18 protein-coding genes are annotated in these 21002 nt (G+C 52.2%); 14 read left to right on the forward strand and 4 right to left on the reverse strand.

All coding sequences use genetic code 11. The features are described from left to right. Positions 1 to 104: 104 nt before the first annotated feature. The 6 genes from H8S52_RS03155 (at position 105) to H8S52_RS03180 (ending at position 5251) form a co-directional block, all read left to right on the forward strand. Entirely contained in the window at positions 105 to 1343 is a 1239-nt protein-coding gene (locus H8S52_RS03155; RefSeq protein ID WP_004293607.1) for an ATP-dependent Clp protease proteolytic subunit, read from the forward strand. Positions 1344 to 1469: 126 nt separating this feature from the next. After that, positions 1470 to 2519, forward strand: coding sequence for a hypothetical protein (locus H8S52_RS03160; RefSeq protein ID WP_004293606.1), 1050 nt, complete (start codon positions 1470 to 1472; stop codon positions 2517 to 2519). A 75-nt stretch (positions 2520 to 2594) separates the two neighbouring features. Further along, entirely contained in the window at positions 2595 to 2942 is a 348-nt protein-coding gene (locus H8S52_RS03165; RefSeq protein WP_004293605.1) for a hypothetical protein, read from the forward strand. Further along, positions 2942 to 4294, forward strand: a complete 1353-nt coding sequence (locus tag H8S52_RS03170; protein ID WP_117513718.1) for a DUF2586 family protein — start codon at positions 2942 to 2944, stop codon at positions 4292 to 4294. Before H8S52_RS03165 ends, H8S52_RS03170 begins: the two co-directional genes overlap by 1 nt. 3 nt (positions 4295 to 4297) lie before the next feature. Then, positions 4298 to 4753, forward strand: a complete 456-nt coding sequence (locus H8S52_RS03175; protein ID WP_004293603.1) for a hypothetical protein — start codon at positions 4298 to 4300, stop codon at positions 4751 to 4753. Between the two features lie 6 nt (positions 4754 to 4759). Further along, positions 4760 to 5251, forward strand: a complete 492-nt coding sequence (locus tag H8S52_RS03180; protein ID WP_004293602.1) for a DNA N-6-adenine-methyltransferase — start codon at positions 4760 to 4762, stop codon at positions 5249 to 5251. A gap of 84 nt (positions 5252 to 5335) precedes the next feature. Here H8S52_RS03180 and H8S52_RS03185 read toward each other — a convergent pair whose 3' ends face one another. The 3 genes from H8S52_RS03185 to H8S52_RS03195 are packed head-to-tail and all read right to left on the reverse strand — an operon-like array spanning position 5336 to position 7850. Then, positions 5336 to 6100, reverse strand: a complete 765-nt coding sequence (locus H8S52_RS03185; protein WP_004293601.1) for a metallophosphoesterase — start codon at positions 6098 to 6100, stop codon at positions 5336 to 5338. Further along, a complete protein-coding gene (locus H8S52_RS03190) occupies positions 6097 to 6879 on the reverse strand; it encodes a hypothetical protein (RefSeq protein WP_117513717.1) in 783 nt (260 codons plus the stop codon). The genes H8S52_RS03185 and H8S52_RS03190 overlap by 4 nt, the downstream gene beginning before the upstream one ends. Further along, positions 6873 to 7850, reverse strand: coding sequence for a hypothetical protein (locus H8S52_RS03195; protein WP_004303975.1), 978 nt, complete (start codon positions 7848 to 7850; stop codon positions 6873 to 6875). The genes H8S52_RS03190 and H8S52_RS03195 overlap by 7 nt, the downstream gene beginning before the upstream one ends. A 224-nt stretch (positions 7851 to 8074) precedes the next feature. Here H8S52_RS03195 and H8S52_RS03200 point away from each other — a divergent pair, with 224 nt between their 5' ends. From H8S52_RS03200 to H8S52_RS03220, 5 genes are all read left to right on the forward strand, one after another. Further along, positions 8075 to 8431: a hypothetical protein gene (locus H8S52_RS03200; protein WP_008860783.1), complete on the forward strand. Its 357-nt coding sequence runs from the start codon at positions 8075 to 8077 to the stop codon at positions 8429 to 8431. Between the two features lie 11 nt (positions 8432 to 8442). Next, entirely contained in the window at positions 8443 to 8628 is a 186-nt protein-coding gene (locus H8S52_RS03205; RefSeq protein ID WP_004293597.1) for a hypothetical protein, read from the forward strand. A gap of 93 nt (positions 8629 to 8721) precedes the next feature. Further along, the gene (locus H8S52_RS03210; protein ID WP_117513715.1) at positions 8722 to 12564 is read left to right on the forward strand and encodes a phage tail tape measure protein; all 3843 of its coding nucleotides are present in this window, start codon (positions 8722 to 8724) and stop codon (positions 12562 to 12564) included. 12 nt (positions 12565 to 12576) lie between these two features. Continuing rightward, positions 12577 to 13554 (forward strand): DUF6046 domain-containing protein, encoded by a 978-nt coding sequence (locus tag H8S52_RS03215; protein WP_004293595.1) that lies wholly within the window; start codon positions 12577 to 12579, stop codon positions 13552 to 13554. Then, complete coding sequence (locus H8S52_RS03220; RefSeq protein WP_004293594.1) at positions 13545 to 14870, forward strand: hypothetical protein; 1326 nt, start codon at positions 13545 to 13547, stop codon at positions 14868 to 14870. The genes H8S52_RS03215 and H8S52_RS03220 overlap by 10 nt, the downstream gene beginning before the upstream one ends. Before the next feature lie 9 nt (positions 14871 to 14879). On the opposite strand, the gene H8S52_RS03225 is transcribed toward H8S52_RS03220, so the two are convergent. Continuing rightward, on the reverse strand, positions 14880 to 16070 hold the full coding sequence (locus H8S52_RS03225) for a toll/interleukin-1 receptor domain-containing protein (protein WP_224200102.1): 1191 nt from the start codon (positions 16068 to 16070) through the stop codon (positions 14880 to 14882). Between the two features lie 81 nt (positions 16071 to 16151). On the opposite strand from H8S52_RS03225, the gene H8S52_RS03230 reads away from it, so the two are divergent. The 3 genes from H8S52_RS03230 to H8S52_RS03240 are packed head-to-tail and all read left to right on the forward strand — an operon-like array spanning position 16152 to position 20998. Then, positions 16152 to 17042, forward strand: coding sequence for a hypothetical protein (locus H8S52_RS03230; RefSeq protein WP_004293592.1), 891 nt, complete (start codon positions 16152 to 16154; stop codon positions 17040 to 17042). After that, a complete protein-coding gene (locus tag H8S52_RS03235) occupies positions 17039 to 18727 on the forward strand; it encodes a hypothetical protein (RefSeq protein WP_004293591.1) in 1689 nt (562 codons plus the stop codon). The genes H8S52_RS03230 and H8S52_RS03235 overlap by 4 nt, the downstream gene beginning before the upstream one ends. Before the next feature lie 3 nt (positions 18728 to 18730). Next, complete coding sequence (locus H8S52_RS03240) at positions 18731 to 20998, forward strand: hypothetical protein (RefSeq protein ID WP_186909298.1); 2268 nt, start codon at positions 18731 to 18733, stop codon at positions 20996 to 20998. Positions 20999 to 21002: the final 4 nt, after the last annotated feature.

A 21002-nucleotide genomic window follows, 5' to 3' on the forward strand; every position in this document is an offset into this window, starting at 1 on the left:
GCATTTCCATAAATGGATGGATTCTCATATTTCCACTTCCATAAATAGCAGTGCAAAACCTTTTCTTTTTCCACCGCCTACTCTTGTTCAAATAACCCTTGCATATGGATATGAACACACTTCAATATGTCGTCGGAGAGGCGAAGGCAGGCCAGCCGGCTGTTATCCGTTTCTTCGGTCGCGTGACGGAAGAGACGACCTCACGTTTCAATGACGAGTTCGACTTTTTGGAAAATATCATCCGTCCCTCCTGTATCCGCGTGTTGATCAACTCGGAGGGCGGCAGTGTCCTTTACGGCATGTCCACCTATTCCACCATCGCCAATGCCACGGTGGATACGGAATGTATCATCGAAGGGGTCGCGGCATCGATGGCCTCCATCATCTGGGCGGCGGGCAAGCGTTCTCTCATGCGTGATTATGCCATACTGATGATTCATAACCCGATGTTGCCGGACGATGACGGAGGGGAACCGTCGGACATGGTAACGGCTTTTACCAAACAGATCGAGACGATTTACCGGAAACGGTTCGGCCTGAAAGCGGAGCATGTGCGGGCCATCATGGACGGACAGGCAGGAAAGGACGGGACCTATTTCGACGCACAGGCTGCCGTCAAGGCCGGCATCATACCTGCGGAGCATGTCATCCATACCTCGAAGCAGCTTTGCCGTAAAGTGCATGACGAGATAGAAGGATTGACCGATACGGCCGCCATCCAGGAACTGATGAGCCGTGTCAGCGCGGGAAATAAACCTTTCAAAGGCATTGAACCTACTCTTACAGAAACGGAAAACGATATGGCAAACGAAAACAAGACACAAGGCTTTGAGTACGGGGCGATTGCAGCCTCGCTGGGCATGAAGGACGGTGAGGTCAAGGACGTGATGGCACGTATCTCTGAACTGGCCGCGATGGAACCCAAATACAGAGAAATACAGAAATCACTGAGCGACGCGCAGACCGTCATCGCCGGAAAAGACGCCTCCATCCGGAACTTGCAGACAGACCTGGCCGCAGCGACGGCACGCCTTTCCGCCTACGAGCAGAAAGAGAAGGACGAGCAGGCTTCCCGTATCGAGACATTGGTGGAGAATGCCATTGCAGAAGGCAAGATTGACCGTGAGGCGAAAACGCAGTGGGTGGAGATGGCCGGTTCCAACTTCGAGTTGGCGGAAAGCACGCTGGCTTCCATTCCCGCGCGGGAGAAAATCTCGAAGGAAATCGCCGATGACCCTGCCAACATCCAGGCCACGGCGGAAGCGACAAAGACCGCCGAACAGCTGATGGCCGAGAAGGTGGCGGAAGTGGTCGGTGCGGATTTCAAGTTCCGAAAGCTCTGACAGACTATCCGCGGGCGTCCGCCCGATTTTAACTGACATGCCGGAGACCGCAGTGTCTCGCGCGGAAACAGCAGGTATCCGCCAGTCGGCCGAGTTTCATTCTTCAACGGAAAACTTAAAACGACAATGGCTGATACAGTAAACTTTCTTCAAAACGGGTATAGCGGCGAAGTACTTGAGGACTTGCTGACCTATACCGTGCAGGGCAATGATACAGTCCGCGAGGGACTGATTCATATCAAGACGGGCATCCAGCACCGCTATACGCTTCCTGCCATCAAGCTGGGCAACATTATCCAGGACAACGTGCCGACCCCACAACCCATCCACGGAGCCAAGGGCGATGACGGCACGAACGAGTACCAGTTCACCGAACGCCATCTTGAGCCGTCCGATTTTATGGTCTATCTCGAGTTTAACCCGAGGGACTACGAGAAGTACTGGCGTTTCGCGCAGCCGGAAGGCAATCTCGTGTTCCGCGAGCTCGACCCGAAAATCCAGGCGACGATGCTCCGTCTCCTTATGGACAAGAAAAACGAGTATATCGGAAACGCCATCTGGACTTCCGCCCGCGGAGGAGAGACGGTGGCCAAGATTACCGCACCGGAAGGCTGCACGAAAATCGGAGCCAACAAGGAGAAATATTTTGACGGGGTCATCAAACGGATCCTCGACAATGTGAACTCCTCCGATGCCGAGGTGGTTGCCGGAGGGCAGTGCATCATTTCGGGAACGACCGAGCTGACGGACGGGGCCGCGGTGGAGGCGGCGCTCTATGCGATGTGGAGGAAATGTCCGAAGCAGATCCGAAAGAAGACATCTCTGACCTTTGTGGTCGGATGGGACGCCTGGGACGCGTATGACCAATATATCTCGGACAAGCAGGTCAAGTATTCCGAGAATACCGAGGTCAACCGCTATCGCTTCAAGGGCAAGCGCATCGTCCCGGTCGTGGGAATCCCCGAACACACGATGGTGCTCGGCGAGTTCTCCACCGGCATGGACTCCAACCTGTGGATGGGGGTGGATTACGCGAACGACACGGACATCCTGAAAATCGACCGTCTGCAGGCCAACTCCGAGCTGTTCTTTTTCCAGATGCGCATGAAAATGGACGTGAACATCGTCCGCCCGGCGGAGATCGTGGTCCATACCGCCTACAAGAAGAGCGAATAACACACCTTTCTTCATTCTCAATATCCACCCGGGGAGCGGAGGCAAGGCCCCGTTCCCCATTTTCATTCTACTGTTATGGCAAAGAAAATCAACACGGAGGAAACTCCGCAGACAGACAACAATAATATTCCTGCACCGGAGGCTCAGGCGGTGCCCGTTCCGGAAACGGCATCGGAAAACCTCGGGACAGGCGGCGAGACTGAAGACAGGCTGCCGGCCAAGACCGCGGGGAAAGGGAATGCAGGGTCGGAGGAGACGACAGAGCCTCACATCCTGTCCCTGTTGAAAAAGTTCCCGGCATATCCGTCGCTGTACATCGACACGCACGGAGGAACCTATGCGCCGGACACGGCGGCCGCCATCAGGGGCAAGGCCGTACTCTACAGGAATCCTTTCTACAACGAACTTAAAAAGAAATCATAATGGCACTCGGTAATGTATTTATCAAGGATGTGGACGGCAATATTCCTTACGATACCGGCTCGTCGGGCGAGAAGGTGACGGGACTGCTGTTCGACGTGTCCCTCCAGCCGACGCTTTTCACGGAGGGGTATGGTAAAACCAATGAGACCAGGCTCAAGCCTGGCGATGTCTGCTACATCACCTCGTTCAAGTCCGCCGTGAACGACTTCGGTATCATCGAACGTGTGGAGGCAACCGACGAGGAGGAGATGAATGTCAATTTCCTGCACGGCATCCCGGCATACCATATCCGTGAATTTTTCCGCATGTCCGGCAATCCGGGCGGTTCAGGAAAACTCTACGTGATGCTCGCGGACTGTTCGGCGAACTGGGATGCGCTGGAAATCATGCAGCGTGCTGCCGGGGGTATGATCAACCAGATAGGCATATGGACGGAACAGCCGCTGTGGAAAGCGAACGGCGCATCGGAACAATACAACCTCAATCTGGTAAAGGGGCTCAACGACGTGGCCGTGGGGCTTGCGGAGCAGAACCAGCCGCTCTCGCTCATCCTTTCCGCCAATCCTTCCAATACGGGGGCGGATACGACTGAGGGGCGTCAGATTGACCTGAATAAAATACCTTCATGCATCTGTGAATCAAGCCGTATCAGCTGTATATTCGGCCAGGCGCATCACGAAAAGATCTCCACGATGCAGATGTGCAACAGGAACCATACGCCCGTGGGATTTTTGGGAGCGGTTATGGGAGCCATAGCAAAGGCCAACGTGCACGAATCCATCGCATGGGTCAAGCAGTTCAATCTCTTCGCGGACGATTTCCAGGAAATAGAGTTGGGGTTCGGGGACATCAACCTCGACGAGGCAGAGGAGAACTTCCTCAGCCTGAACCGGTACGAGTCACTCTCCCCGTCACTGCTGGACGAACTCGACGATAAGGGGTATATTTTTCCCATCAAGTATGCCGGCCGCGAGAACGGGATCTACATCTCGAAAGACCAGACATGCTCACATGGGGATTTCCGTACCATTGCCCGGAACCGCACCATCAACAAGAGCCGCCGTGCCGTGCGTGCAGCCCTGCTGCCGTATGTGAACTCACCGCTGATGGTCAATCCTTCAACCGGGTTCCTCGCCCCGTCGAAGATTACAGCTTTCAAGACACTCATCGGGGATATACTGGCCAAGATGCAGGCGGCGCAGGAAATTTCAGGATACGCCGTCACTATCGACCCGAACCAGAACGTGTTGGTGGACGACACGCTGCGCATCTCCTATGTCCTTGTCCCGGTGGGCGTGGCCGTGAAGATTTATGTAGAGGAAGGACTGTCATTAACCGCAAATAAGACATAGCATATGGCAATAATCAACAATGTAGCATACTCGTGGTCGATGATAACCCTGTCATCGACCGCCCTGGGAATCGATGAAGGTTCCACGACCCTTGAAGGCGTGTCGGCCATCAAATGGTCGAAGAAGCGCAAGGTCGAAAGTAACTACGGCATGGGAGGACGGCCGGTGTCGAGGGGGTTCGGGAACATTACCTATACGGCGAGCATCACGATGGACTATGCCACGCAACAGCTGTTGCGTTCGGTGTACGGCTCGCTGCTCGAAATCGGCGAGTTCGACCTGATTATCAGCTTTGCCAACCCGATGGCCGGCGAGGACTGGACAACGACGACCGTAACGCTCAAAGGTTGCATCTTCACGGAGGATTGTCTCGAGTCACAGCAGGATGATACCAATATCACCCATGAATTCGATCTCAACCCGTTCGATATCCAAATCGGCTCGGGTGATACAATCTAAGCTGTCATGGATGTAACTTTCGAGGGGAAATCTTCTACCGGAAAGAACGAATGGCTCACGCCTCCCTGCCTGCTTCGGAGGCTGGGGCCGTTCGATTTGGATCCGTGTTCGCCCGTAAACCGCCCATGGGATACGGCGCGACATCACTATACCATTGAGGATGACGGCCTGCAACAACCCTGGTTCGGACGTGTGTTCTGCAATCCTCCCTATGACACTGCACTGATTGTCCGGTTTATCCGCAGGTGTGTCGAACACAGGAATGCCGTCGCGCTCACTTTTGCCCGCACGGACACGCGCCTGTTCCACGAACTGATATTCCCAAACGCCGATTCAATACTCTTTATCAAGGGACGGCTCAGTTTTTACCATGTTACGGGGGAACAGGGTGGTACGGCCGGAGCGCCGTCATGCCTGATCGCCTTCAACAAAGAAAATACCGCGGTTCTGGAAACATGCGGTATCGACGGGAAGTTGGTGAAGCCACGACTTCAATAGTCAACCATAAATTTGTTACATAATAACCCGTCTGTTTGCCGGATATTGACCTTGGCTGACAGACGGGATTTATGTATGGCAGACTTAAATCGAAATATGCGCTTCCTTATCGAATGACGTATGCTCGTTACTGAACACATAGCCCAACTGGTTGCATATGCACCGGGTGTTTCCGATGACCTTATTGATATTGCGGTGCGAGTGGCCATATATCCAGTATTCAATCGGACTGTCTGCAATGAAACCGCCAAGCTCCACGGTAAATGCCCCATTGAGCGGACTGCCCTTGAACTCCGGCGCCATCAGTTCGAATGACGGTACATGATGAGTGGCGACAATGAGATGTCTGGCAGTACTTTGTTTTACGCTCTGTTCCAGAAAACGGAAACAGCGCGAATGTTCGTCATTGAACCTTGTCCAGTCCAGCGGTTCGCTGCCGTAACGCATCCTGCGGAAATCTGTGATGGCTGCCTCAGTTTCATAGGCATCCTGCAACAGGATATGTGACCACAGTGTGGTAGCGATCAATTCTATATCGTTACCCAATGGGATAACGGCATTATAGTGGCAGGTGATGTTTTCCCTGATTTTGAGCGACCAGCCGTTATACAGCTTGTCTATGTCGAACATCTTGTAAAACTCGTGGTTTCCGGGAACCACGATGACCCGGCTGTAATTTCCGGAAGCCCAGTCCCAGAACGGATGTCTGGAGTAGTTCTCATCTCCGATATATCCTATATCTCCGGCAAGGACAAGCACTTCTCCGGCAACAGCCAGCGGGTTGTGCTTCAAAAAACTGCTGTTCTCCCGAAACTCGAGATGCAGGTCGGATGCGTATTGGATTCTCATTGTTGTGTTATGAAATTGGCTTCAAGTTGTTCCAATAACTGTTCTCCGGAAATGCTTTTAAGTCCTGCCGATTTGAAAAAATCAGAGTTTGGCACTTCTTCTTTGACAGCCAGGCAAAACCTGTCAACATCTTGTTTAAGCGAATCAGGAACTTCGTAGGTGTCGGCAGGAGCAAGCATGGCAACCAGCCGGAATACATCTTTCTTGTGCTTGACGATATGTTTGCTGTCCACTTGTTCTCCATTGCTTTTCCGCTCGGTCATTTCTAAATAGGCCCTGCATTTCAGACAGATAAGACTTTCAATGTTCGCAATATGTACGCCCTCCTCCAACGTGCTGTGTTCAATGGTATAATTATAATAGTCATCATCCATCAAAATGGCTGACAGACTTGACAGGTCATCATCAACCGGAATGGGGGTAATGTGGGCATCGTCCGGGAATTTGACAACCCCGATATTTCGTGAAAAGAGTTCTATCTGATACGGGAAATCCGGATTTCCCGGTTCCTTGAACCTGTAATATTCATGCCTGCATTCCCCGTTCCCGGTTCCCTTATTCCTTTGTCTGTACCCTGCGGTTTTTACAAACTCCCAGAATTTTGCAGCAAAATCCGAAGACAGCGCCTCCACAATCAGTATAATGTCTATGTCCTTGGTCGCCCTTGGAGTTTGTGCATATATTTCTTCATACATTTCACAGGCAGTACCACCTATGATGACATAGTTTCCTTCATATCCGGTGAAAAACTCCCTGAATTTATCAATTCCTCTTACCATATCATATTATTTATCATAGTTTCCAATTCTATTTGAATGCGTTCATCATCCATATCCTTCATGGCCAGAAATAAAGACAATTTGTCTACAATGCCGTTTTTTGAGAAAAAACATGGATTGTAACGCCATATCTCTATGCGGGTCTCGCCATATTCCTTGTCTGTCCGGATTTGCAACCGTCGAGCTTCTTCTTTTGCAATGGCATAAGTGTCATTTTTTTCCTTGTTCAGCATTGAATATTCCGACAAGGCATTTACTCCACTAATACAAAATACTTCATCAGGCAGACTATCGGTATATACAATCCGCTCGATGGGGTTTGCCAGGAACGGCAACATCCTGTCCCATAATTCACGCTTTTTGAACTGAAATATCATACTCTTTGTCTTGCCGCCGGATAAAGCGATAACTTCTTTATCTTTCAGCCATCTGACCGCCCGGTTTACATTGGCATACGACACGTTGAAAAGATCTGCAATATCATAAGTTCCTTTCCCTTCGAGAGACTTTACTTCAAGATGATAAAGGATTATGCATTGGGCAATTGCAGGAATCTGCGTTTCTTCACCTCCCCCGATATTATTTTTATGCGGTTTCAAATCTATCAACAAATCCGGTATGAACATTTGCTTTTGCGGTATGATGAAATTTACACGATGTCTGACAAGACGCCGTACATTATAGGCCGCCACTGTACGCAATACAAATATTACCGGGCATTGGGCTTTTCGCTCAACCAGTTCTTTTTGTTTCCGCATCTGCCCCGGAGTATATGCAGAACTGTCTGCACTATACAGAAGAACTACGTCATGCCCCAACAAGTTAGCCGTACAAAATGTATAACCGGCAGTAATATTGGCTGGGAATGTATGCAAGACATCCTTTTCGACCGGCCTGATGTCCGCCCTCAAATCAAGCAATTCAGCGATGTACCGGCTTGTCACATCTATAAAATCATCTATTTTGCACATAATCATTTATGTTTGAGAATATGCAAAATTAACGATTATATACTATATATCAAAGAAATATATGAAATATATTCAGCGAAATTTCCTTTAAAGACTGATCTGGGAATATCAGGAGCAAAGAAGTTTTTTGTATAACATATGGATTACAAGTGAATAAGAACCGTGTCTTCAACCTTTCCACGATTCTTTGTCCTACTCTTTCGGTGAATCAAAACAAATTCGATATGGACGAAAAAATGCTTTCATTGGAACAGGAGATCAAGATCAAGGAAAAAGCCCTCAAACTGAAAGAGGAGAAGAAACTCCGCAAGATTTGTCCGATGGTCGTTTTCGGAGACACCGCAAACGGCGAGAAAGAGATTTATGTGGCCTACATGTCCGAACCGAGCTTTCCGCAGTTCAGCAAATTCATGGCCGCTTCCAAAAAGGACGAGGTAATCGCCATGCGCACGTTGGCCCGCGACTGCTTCGTGGACGGAGATAAGGAACTCGTGGACGACGAGTCGCTCTTCCTGTTCGGTCTGATGGGACAGCTTTCCGAGCTGATCACCACCCGCCAGAGTGTCCTGGTAAACTTATAAGCCGGTGGGTAGTGACCGACGAGCAGCGCATCCGCCAGCGGATGATCTATGTCCGCCACTACTTTCCCGGCGTCAACCTCGACACGATTTCCGACGAGGAGTTCGCGATGCTTTCCGAAGAGGCGTTGTGGCTGCACGAGCAGATGCTCATCAGCCGTATGCCCGTTCCGATGTCATTGCCGGAGAGGACTCCTTGACCTGCCGCCGTAAGCTTCCGGTTTGCGGCGGCCTTCGTTTCATAATCTCCGCCCTTGCGGAAAGACTATTCTTTTAACGCAGTACCCATTACCATGGCTCAGGAACAGAACTATCAGGTCAACTACTCCATCAACGTGGATGCCTCTCAGGGCACCAAGCAGGTTATCGCCTTCGGTGAGGCGGTAGGCAAGCTGGTACAGGCGAAAGCGTCCCTGACTCCGGCCGTCACGAACATCAAGAATATGATGGACGAGATAGACCGCGTGTTCCGCACCAAGAACGGCAAGAAACGTAATTTCGATTACCGCCTGACCATCGATACGAAAAAAAGCGAAGAGAAGCTGGAACGTATCAAGGGGTTACTCACGGATATTTCCACGCTTTCCAAAGGCATCAGCCTGACCATCAATGCCGGTCAGGCTTTGGACAGCAAGAAAATCAAGGCCAACGCCAAAAGCCTTTACGAGAAAAAGGCTGCCGAGATACGCAAAGCGGAGATCGAAAAGAATGCCGCCTCGTCCGTTGGCACGATGGCAGACGCGCAGAAACGCATTACCAAAGCCATCGGGAAAATCAACTCCGCCCTGGTTTCCATGGAACGTGACCGGGAACTGCAAATCAAGACCGGGACGGCGGAAAACAGGTTGCAGCAGATACTTTCCCTATTGGGTCGTATCAAAAGTGCTTCTGTCATTTCTTTCAACATGCAGGGAGGCATACCATCCGAAGGACTCACACCTTCCGTTCCGGTGCCATATGCTCCGCAGGCCTTCGTAATGCCCGAAAAGGCCCGGCAAAAACTGATGGAACGGCTTTATGCAGGACAGCAGCTGCATCGCCAGAAACTGGTCCACGCGGAGGAGCTCTTTACCGCAGACCAGCGCCGTAAGGCGGCTCTGGCAGAAACCGCCGCGGCGGAAAAGCGGCGTGCCGATGAAGCGCGGGCTAAAGAACGGGAGTGCAAGAATGCCGCCCGTGCTGCGGAGAAAATACGCCGGCAGGCAGAACAGGCACGCCGTAAGGCAGAAACGGAACGTATAAAGGCCGAGCAGGCTGCAAGACGGCAGGAACAGCGCAATGCGATGCAGTCCGTCAGGCTCATGCAGCGGGAACATACTGCAGCCGGTACGCTCTACCGCAGTAAACGCCGTGCCGCCATCAACCGTATCCAGTATTCGAAAGCGCCGTCACTCAGGAACCTCCCGTTCGCTTCGATGCTCAATGCCTATATGGGTTACAGCCTGATCCGTTCGGAACTGACGAAGGCCATCGACTATTCCAACATCATGGAATCGGCACATTCCATCCTCCGTGTGGCGGACAGCGACCTCAAGACATTCGAGACCCGTTTTGACAGTATGGCCCGTCATGTCCGTAAAATCGGCATCGACACGAAATACACAGCCGTGGAGATTGCCGGTGCCGTCAAATACCTGTCGATGGCGGGCATGAATATCGAGACAATCAACAAGTCCATCCGCCCGATCACGAACCTGGCACTTATCGGTGACAACGACGTGTCGTATATCGCCGACCTGGCCACGAACATCATGGCCGGTTATGATATCCATAACGACAGCATGGACAGCGTGGCGGACATTATCTCCTCCACCATTTCCCGCTCGAATGTGAATATCGTGGAGATGGCGGAGTCATACAAGATGGCTGCCGGTTACCTGCGTATGGCGGGCGTGGACTTCACGGAAAGCAGTGCCGCCATCGGTCTTTTGGGCAATATGGGTCTGAAGGGAACGCTGGCGGGAACCTCGTTGCGTGCTCTTTCCACACGTTTTGCCAAACCTACCAAGGAGGCACAGGAAGTTCTGGACCGCCTGGGCATCCGGTTCACGGAAATGCGCGACATCGAGGGGGTGCAGGTCGAGAAACTCCGTCCTATAGCGGACATTTTCGAGGAATTGAACAAGAAGGGCGCGTCGATGGCGGATGTCCAGGCAATCTTCGGGAAAATTGGCGGTAACGCGGCGATGATGTTCCTGAAGAACTACGACAAACTACGAGAACTGACTTCATATAACCGGGGGTCCCAGGGCGTTTCCTCAGAACTGGCATTGGTAAAGCAGAATACGACCAAGGGATTGTGGGCGCAGGTGACCTCCCAGCTGACCGAAGGGTTCATGCAGGCATACGAGGTGTTGGAACCCTCTATCCGCACTGTGCTCCGCACTTTTCTGGCAAAGTTCAAGGCTCCGGAATTTACCCGTGGCCTGGTGTCCATCGGGAATGCCTTGTTGGACATCTTCACCGTGATCGGCAATATCGGCGCATGGGTGACCCGCAATTTCCATTGGATAGAACCGCTTGTCTTTACAGGCGTTGTTGCGACCCGGCTGTTCAAGGTGGCGGGAGCCCTGACGAATATCGGCATCGCCATGGGGTTTATCGGCAAACAGTCTGCGGCCACGACATCAATCAGTGCCGTGCAGGGGCTGCTGGGGGCGGGTGGTATCGGTAAGGTTTCGTTTGCCCAGAAGCGGGCCATCGTGTCGGCCATGCAGTCCGCAGGCGTGGCGGGACGGGGAGCGATGAACCGCGCCTTGATGGCCGGGGGCGGTGTCATCGGAGCCAAAGGAGTCCTGCAGTCGCTGTTTGCCACACAGGTGGCTACCGGCAGCGGACTGACCGGTGCTGCCGCCTCGTTGAGTGCCATCAGTACAGGCGCGGTTGCCGCCACGGCAGGTATAGCCGCATTGGTCGGGACTTTGGGATGGGTGGCTTACAAGACCTGGAAGATAAAGGAGGCGAAGGATGCCGTACTGGAAGAGATCGAATCGAACCGCAAGTACCGTTATCCGTCCATAGAGGCACTTTACTCCTCCCTGAGCGAGACCTATAACATGGCTGTCAAGACAAAGCGTGCCGTGGACGAGGTCGTTGCCGGCAAAAGTATCGAAGAGGCTTCGGGACATAAAATCGGAGCCTTCACATCCAACTGGTGGGCCGGGTTCTTGGGGGAATTTGCCATCGCTTCATCTGAGGGGATGGTATCGCGAGACCATGTGTATAACATGGACAAAGCCCGTCAGGATGACATAAGGGATGCGCTTGTCACCCTTGCCAAACGCGACAGCCAGACACGTATCGATGCCGCGTACGCCGAGTTCGGGAAGATGGGTACGGTATTGGAAGTGGACGCTTTCCTCAAGACGGTAAAGGAGCGTTTCGGGCAACAGGAGAAGGATCTCGACAAGTCTTTGTGGCGTATGCAGGATGGCAAGGCCGTCTATGTGAATGATATCGGGGACAGGTCGGAAGCGGTTGCCGCCCGCACATACGACTATGCCCGGTACATGAACACGCAGACCGTTCCGGAGATTGTGCGTGCCGCCACCGCTTATCGGAATGCCATATCGAGTGCCGCCAATGCGCATGAGCTGATGCGTAAGGGAGGGTTCGACTTTGACCAGTTCAGGGCCTGGGGATTCGAGCAGGACGAAAACGGGCTATGGAAACAGCGGGCACTGGGGCAGAACGCCACCGATGCGCAGCGTATAGACAACATCGCGCATCGCAAGCTGGCACATACGACACTCGTGAAGTTCTTTTCATCGCTCCGGCAGACTTTCGGAGGTTCGGCGGAGGCAGCCGAGAACATCCTCCGCGTGGCGGGCTTCACTCCCGACCAGTACGGCAACGAACCGGATTCCAACGATACACGTCCGTTTGCTGTCAACCCGATTACCAACACGCATCTGGATGACGGAGGGGCCGGCGGCAACTATTCCGGCACGGGGCGGTTGTCCTCGGCGGCACCTAAACAGGTCATCGTGAACATAGAGAGCCTGCTCAGTGTCAGGACCATCGACCTGATGAAGTCGAAGGAGGGGCAGACGGAAGAGATACAGAACCTGAAAGAACAACTGGCACAGGCGCTCATCGATGTCGTGCATGACTTCGATGCCTCCTGGAACGCATAAAATGAAAGGATTATGGGAAGACTGATACAAATCGCGGCCTCGACTTTGTTGAGCGGAGGCATACTCAACCACGGTTCGCTTGGCGGATACATCAGCAACGCCACGCGTCTGGCGTTGGGCATGGGGCTTGCCGAATTGCAGGACGGGCAGGTACATTACTTCTCCAGGCACCATGACCTGCTCAAACGGGCAGCCATACAGGTTGCCTCGCAGACGGCTTACGGGTTGCTACGTTCCTATCCCCGATACCTCAAATACTGGGAACAGCAGGTGCGGGACAAATATCTTCAGACACAGTCGCAGTCCAGCCTTGCGAACAAGACCGGACAGTACTACCAGCTCATCAGGGAACAGCAGGCGGTGGCGCAGAAGAAAAACCATATCGATTCCATCGTCGGCCGGACAGTGGCGGATTTTCTGGAACTGTCCATATCAGAGGAGGGGAAGTATTATGACAACAGCGAGTGCAAGGTTTTGCCGAACAGCCGGTATGGACTGGTGACATTCGTGGACCTGGGACCGCAGGTACAGGTCAGCAGCCGGAACAATATCCTGCTGACCCGGGTACAGGGGCGGGACTATACCCGCAAGGAATATATATCCGGGGGTGACCTCGAGATTACCATCAACGGCAAGATCACCTCCAAATACCCGGACGTGTATCCCGAGGCGGAAGTGTCCAAGTTTATCAGGCTGGTACAATACAAGGGTGTCATCGATTGCGACAACACGGTATTGCGCCAGTTCAACATTTCACGGTTGATTATACAGGGCTATACCTTACAGCCTACGGATTGCCGGAACGTGCAGCCGTATTCGCTGAACTGTGTCGCCGTGGAGCCATCGGAAGCCGTGGAACTGAAACTGGCGGAACAGGAAAAGGTGGACACGGCCATCAAGCACACGAACAAGTGGATCAAGTATGTTAAATTCGGTACGGAGGTCATCGACCCCGCCTCGTTGCTTAAACTGACACGTTTATGGGTATAGCTGCAATGGATATCCTCTGCTGTCGCATCACCATCGGGGATGCCGACCCATCCAATCCGATGAGGATACAGAACGGCGTGGAGATTACGGAAGTCCAGTCGCTCGAAATCAACGAGAGTTACAAGAAGCTGATCGGAACGGCCAAAGTGATATTCCCGAAAGGGTCGGTATGCCGCTCCACGATTATCGGGAACGTGACATTGGAGGGCAAGGACGTGTCGAGGATAACGACGGAGGTGATGCAGGACGGTGTCATCATCGAGAAACGCAGCGCGCAGCGTCTGGTTGACGAGACGACATTCAAGGTCGGACAGCGCATCAATATCAAGCTGGGCTACAACGGCGTGCTGAAAAATATGTTCGACGGATACATTACCGGATACAATTCGGACAGCACGCTGGAAATCCAGTGTGAGAATATGGCCTACAAACTCAAACTGAAACAGGCACCTCATTTCGAGACCCCGGCGAAAGGGACGACGGTGAACGAGGTGCTGGAAGGCAAGTATAATATCCTGAAAGATACCGGCTTCAGGATACACTCGGATACGAAGCGGTTTGAGATACATATCGGCAAGGTAAAGGTCACGGACAACTTCACGGTAGCGGATATCCTTTCCGAATGGTCGAAGTACAAGGTCTACTGTTTTTTAAAATACGATGCCGATGATGACGGGGCCATACCGTCCATTGCCGTCGGGCGTCCTTATTCGTCCAGCAAGGCTCAGCCGGTATTCCCGGAGGATGAATCGACAGGACCGTACAGGATATACTTCAACGAGCATGTGGCGCAGAGCAACCTGAAAGTGGTCAAGACCGATCCGAAGTTTTTGGCGGTGACGGGCAAGGCACTCGGGACGGATGAAAAATTCTTTGAGGTGACAGTACGCATGAATCCTGAATACGACCCGGCGACGCCGGGCAGCAAGGAGTTTCAGACGGTCAATGCCACGCAGATTTCAAAAAAGACGCACAAAGTAACGGGCAACACGACGGCATCAGGAGCGAAGACCAGGACCAAGGTGGATTTATCCACATATACCATCGTACCATATATGTCACCTCATGTCGGAATCAATTCCGACCGGCTTGTAGAAGAGACGACGGAATACTTTCGGAATTACAATCTGAACGGAATCACCGGCAATGTGACAGTATTCGGGGATTTCGGACTGTCTCCTGCCGTACAGGTGGAACTGATCGACTACCGTAATCCTTCCAAGAACGGCGTATACCTCGTGGAAGAGGTAACGACTACTTTCGGGGTGGGTGGATACAGGCAACAACTGAGTATTCCGTATAAAATTAGGAAATAAGATTTACCGTTATTCAACAGGAGGAATTTCTATCAATGGTTCTTCGTTTATTACCTTGATAATATTCGGAAGTTCGCTATTGTATTTATCGTCAGTAGAGCAATCAAAACCTTTTCTTCCACTAATGAAATCCGGTGTCGAAGTTTCAAAAGACCCTTTGCGTACAACCGGTATAAATTTAGTGGTTCCCTGATTGTTATATATTTCATGTGATATTATACCCCCTTCATAAGCGGCACCTCCTTTACCGGATTCAGCTTTCTCTTTATACTTTGGAGTCAGAATGCACAGAACTTTAGTTGCCTTACGGATGCTTTCAAGCATAAATTTAGGCAAGTCAGTTCCATGAGGTTGATACTGGTCTATTTGAGCATCAATCCCTCGTCTTCGCAAATCTTTGGCGAAAGTTTGAATCCAATTCATAAAGACATTGTCTTCTACCTCCCACGCATACGAAATCAACACAAACGGCTTGTTTTTATTCACAATTGGTTCTTCCGCCACTTTATTGAGAATTTCAGGCAGAGGCGTATTATCGATTGTAGGAATGTCTACATCTGCCCAAGGATTCAAAGCTTCTTGTATCGCATCTTTTGGAGTATTCATTAGCAGCAGCCTGTTTATTTTGATAGACAAATCTTTGAGGAATTTTTGTACATCATTCTCATCAAGAGCTAAAAATAAAGTCCTATACCATTTAATTCTTGATGTAAATTCTTCCTTTTCCCGCAATTCTGCCATATATTCCCCATATGTATGAGGTAACGACAATGTTGTTAAATATGGCCTGATTGTATTATAAAACAATGGTCCATCTACATACAGCGGCGCATAATCATTTTCTTTGTTCGATCCGATAATATTCCAAAGCTGTTCATATATATCTGATCTACTGGTCTCTTTTTCATAAATTGTCCGCTCAAGGGAAATTTTAGGAATAACACACTCTCCCCCATTTATAACATCGGCACCATTCTCCGTAAGAGCTATAAAATCTCTATCTTTTAAGTAGAGATAGCCATTATCAATGAGGGTATTTACCAGGAAATACAATATACCCAATTGATTACGAGTAAATTGCTTTTCAGCTGCAAATCTAAAATTTCTGAGCATGTTACCTTGCCCGGCTTTAAAGCATCTTGATTTTTGAAAGAAATCAAATATATATGTAATATAGGATTCTAAAATTTCTTGTTTCATAAGTAATATCATTGTCTTTGCAAAAGTACAAAATAATTGGCAACCAATAAACTATGCTCCTCCTATTCTTTCAAAAAACTCATGTCTTCAGACAAATCCAACCAGTTGCTTATCCGTGAGGCTATCCGCAAGATAGCCTTGGGACGGAGTATGGAGCGTATCAATCTGGCTCCCGGAGGCATGTCCGGTATCGGTACGGCCCGCATGATACACGGCTATGTAGCCAAGATACACGACAACCCCTCGGACGAGGAGTTTTCCGACTACGGCGGTACCATTGATGTCGGCGAGTACCCGGACGAGACGGCCTCCGCCGAACCTGTTATCCATAAAGGCGTGTTGCTCTCGGCCGCCACCAACAGCGAAGGCGGCTTCCTGATCGTCCCCGCACTTTTTTCCGACGTGACCATCTTCATGGATGCCGCCACCCGTTATGCCTATGTGGTTAACTTCTCCCATGTGGATATCCTGCGGCTCAATGCCCGCACGGAAACCGTCATCGGCGTGACCGAAATGGAGGAACTGGATCCGGAAAACGACTCTTCCCCGGACTACGACGAACTGGAAACCACCGGTAACGAGACCTCCACCCACTATACGCCGACTGCCGTCACAACAACCGTCAGGAATGACAAGGACAAGGAAGCGACAACCGTTATCGATGCGGAAAGCATCACGCATACGGTGGACAAGTCTGAAGTCAGACAGACAGCAGATAAAGTGGTACAAAAGGTCAATTCCACGACCGTTGCCGTTGCCGACAACAAGGTGACGCTCGGTGACGAGAATGCCACCGAGCCGCTGGTTCTGGGTAATGAGCTTGCCCGGCTGATGCTCGACTTCCTGACGGAATGTTCGAAAATCATGACTCCCACACTGATGGGCACGATGTCGCCGATCAATATGCCGAACTTCATCTCGCTGACATCACGTATCCAGAAATTTCTTTCCAAGACCAGCTATACCAAATGAGCGTACAACTGCATCCCGATATAGAAACCCTCGACAAGGAGAGCCTGTGCTATTCCATCTATGCACAGCTGTACCATAACTTTTTCAATGCCCAGCAGAAAAAGGACGACGAGCATCCTTACGGCATCGAGGAAGGCGACGAGACCAGCCTGAGACTGAAGAATACCGCTTACGGTTTTGCATCCGCCATTGCCGGAGCCGTTACGGGAGAAGGCGGTTCCGGAAGCGGTGGCTTGCTGTTGGATTACCTGAAGAAATCGGGCGGTGACATGACCGGCAAGCTCAGTGCCAATTACGGTTTCGAAGCCGGCATTGGAAACACCCGTATCCTGGAAACCTATTCGCAGGACATTACCGATCCGGAAGGTGTGGTAACTGCCATCGAGTACGGTATCAGGATTACCGGCAACCTGAAAGTCGGGGGCGACAGCCTGCATATCGGCGGCAGGCAGTTGCTCCGTTACGACGCGGACAAGGCCACCGCTACAATCAACGCTTCCCATATAGACTTTCTGGATGCGACGGTACATTCCAAAGGGGCATGGATTATCGGGGACGAGGATACAGGAATATCCATCTCCCCGACACGGCTGGCCGTGGGCGGGCAGGATGTCTATCATCGTGGCAACGCCAATACGGACACGGTGGATTGGACGATGCGGGACGGCATGGTGAGACGGAATCTGACGGTGCGAGGGAGTACGGTCATGGATGGCGGACTGAAAGCCTTGCAAGGCGTGGAACTGGGCGACAAAGGGAAATGTCTGCTTTCGTTTTCGGAAGAGGATGTCGCGCTCGGCGGGTTCCTCTCGTTCCTGGACGGATTCGGCATCCGGATCGGAGATGTTCCCGTACTGCTCTGTACCGACAAGGACAAGATACAGTTCGGGAGTATCGGCGGTGACCTTCTTTTAGGCGGCGACCATACCCCGAAGATACGCCTGTTCTCCGGCATATCGGACGTGGACGGCGAGTGTCTGATGCTTTCCCCTTACGGAAAGGCTTGTTTTCCGGGCTCGCTGACTGTCCGCCACAACTACGGCGCCGACCTGCTCTCCTCATACCGGGTAGACACTTCCGATGAAGGTATCGTTATCCACAAGCGCTTGCGGATGGGCACAGCAGAGGGATTTATGTTCACAGGCGACAGGGAGCGCGTATCGCTTTCTTCCGAGGTAATCTACGAGGAAGAGGACGTAAGGACGGCTATCCCTCACAGCACGGATTTTTCACACCGTCCGTCCGTGAGCTGTTATGCCCCGCAGAACCGTCACAGCGAATCGTTCCATATCCGCACCGATGCCGATTTCGTTACGGTCGCTGTTCCGTTGGAAGCAGCCGGGCATATCGGAATCCATGCGTCGCCCACCCGGATTACTGACAGAATCCTATACTTGACAGAGGCGTTACGCCTGCAAGCGGTGGAGGACGGTATCCGGCATTACGGAAACAGCGTCTTTACCGGGTCGCTCTCTTCGGAGTTCTTTTCCCCGGGCCTTTCCGGAAGCGGATGGGCTGTCCGCCGGAACCGGACGACAGGAGGCGTCTCCGCCACATTCGACGAGGTGGTGGCCCGCCGTAAGTTCCGCGCCTATGAGTTCGAGGTCGAAAAGACTTCGGTAACCAACGGTTCCTTCTGGATCAGCGACAGCTGTTCGGGAGACACCGTGGAAAAACTGTCATAATCCATGTCCGTATTCCGTTATCCGACATACAAGATCCGTATTGCCCCCGACTCGCAGAAGACACAGGGACTGCAAGCCGGGGATATCATCCGCAGGCAATATGCCGAACGGGAGCGTACCGTCTATTCGCTGATGTGCGTGACAGAAATCGGAACGGAGCTTGTCGGAGACAAGGACGCCCCTTATTTCATCGGGGCATTGCTGGACGGGGACGAACCGCAGGGCGGTGAACTGCTGGACTTCGTGCGGATTACCAACCTGTTCGATACGGCACGTAGCGGCGCCTTGTACCTGACGGCTTCTGACAGCGATTCACCCTATATGGATGTCATCGACGGCATGGCGACCGAACGCTCCCTGTGCTATCCCGTCATGGACGGAGGCATGGCGGGAGTGCCGGACAAGTCCAGGTACGCCGTTTATGGCAGCATGCTGCAAACGGAATATCTGGATGCCGATTCGGAAGCGACACGCATTGTCCGCATTATCCGCAACGCGGAACCGGCAGGAAACGCTTCCTTCGGGCTGATGCTGACATTGGAAGAACCGGTCGGATACCCGGAGCGCCTGCTGGTATCGTTCAAGGTCAGGTCTTCCAAAACATCAGGTTCCGTACCGATCCGATTCGGCTATACGAACCGTGAAAAGACGGATGCGGAAGATGAAATCTCCATCGGCCGGGAATGGAAGTACAAGTTATGGGTCATCACCGTGGATTACCCGGCACAGTACAGCCGGAGCCTGTTTCTTGACCTGACATCAAGCCTGGCCTCCGAGGGGGACTGGTGCGAGGTCGCCGACCTGAACATTGTTCGTCTTGCCTCCGTATCCGCTTTCAGCGAGGCGAGCAAGGCCCGTGTGGGAAAGGTCAGCGGCATCATCGATCCGGTCTTCGGCATGTTGGATGGTTACGGGGCCTATTTCCAGAATCTCTATGCCACACGCAATGTCAATATAGCCGGCACGCTTACCGCGGGAGACGAGAACGGTTTTTCAAGCACGTTTTATGTGGGCAAAATCCACAAGAATGTCATACCCGACAGCCTGTCCTGCCGGTTCAGCCATTCGGAAGAGCTGGATGAAACATCTCCCGCCGGACTCGGGCGGTGTGTACGGATAGCCGGAGACAGTCTTCTTGGTGCGCAAAGTGCCGCCTGGCGGGAGGCTCATACAGGAGTCTGTTATTGTTTCTCAGTCTGGATAAAAGCGGAAGATACGGCAGCCATCCGGTTCTATCAGGATGAACATCTTGTCGGTGATCGGACGGTGGCTGCCGGTAAAGGATGGGTCCGTTATAATGTCCCGTTCCTCATACGCGGGTCAGATTCCCCCGTCATGTGTCTCGGCATTGCCGCTTCCGTCCCCCTGTCGTTGTCCGCCCCTCAATTGGAGGCCGGAAGGAACGTGACCCCCTATCAGGCGACCGATGAAGCCTTGTCCTACACGGACGATTACGGTGCCTGGTTCAATAAGGGAGGTATCGGGGGTACCATACAGAATCCCCTGTTGCGGCTGAACGAAGACGGCTCGATCGTTTCACGGGACGGTTCTTTCGTCATCCATCCGGACGGGACGGGCCATTTCGCCTCGGGACGGTTCAAGTGGGGCAAGGATACCATCGAACTGCGCGATGTGACCATCCGCTGGGAAGACCTCGATGAGGAGGCGCAGGAACTGCTCAAGCCCCGTTCCGTCTCCCTGACAGGCGGCACGGCGTTCCATTTCAAGGACGAGCTTTCAGGCGCATGCGAGCCGGAGAATATCCCGCTTGTGGCGACCGAATACAATTTCGAGCCGGAAAGTCGGCAGTGGGAATACCTTGCCGTTGACGGCATATGGAAAGATGCCGGATGCAATGCCGCCGTATTTGAAATGACACCCCCGTTTCATGGCTGGGAAGGGCGCGACGTGCTGACCCTCCGCTACACGGCAACATACCGTAATGAAAAAATCAGTGCGACCCATACCTTTTTCAAACTTTACGACGGATCTCCCTCCTATACTGTTTATGTGGAGTCTGAAAACGGCACGACATTCCGCAACGGAATCGTCTCGACGGTACTCCGTGCCAGGGTGTACAGGGGCGGTGAAGAGATTACATCGCTCATTCCCGACGGCAATTTCCGCTGGATACGGACGAGCCGCGATACGGAGAGTGACAGGATATGGAACGCCGCACCGCGTTACGGCAGGGAGATAGAGATAACCGGCGGGGACGTGTGGCGCAAGGCCGTTTTCGATTGCGAAGTGGAAATAACAAATAACCGATAATCTA

Source organism: Bacteroides sp. NSJ-48 (assembly GCF_014287405.1).
In the GTDB taxonomy this organism is placed as follows: Bacteria; Bacteroidota; Bacteroidia; order Bacteroidales; family Bacteroidaceae; genus Bacteroides; species Bacteroides stercoris.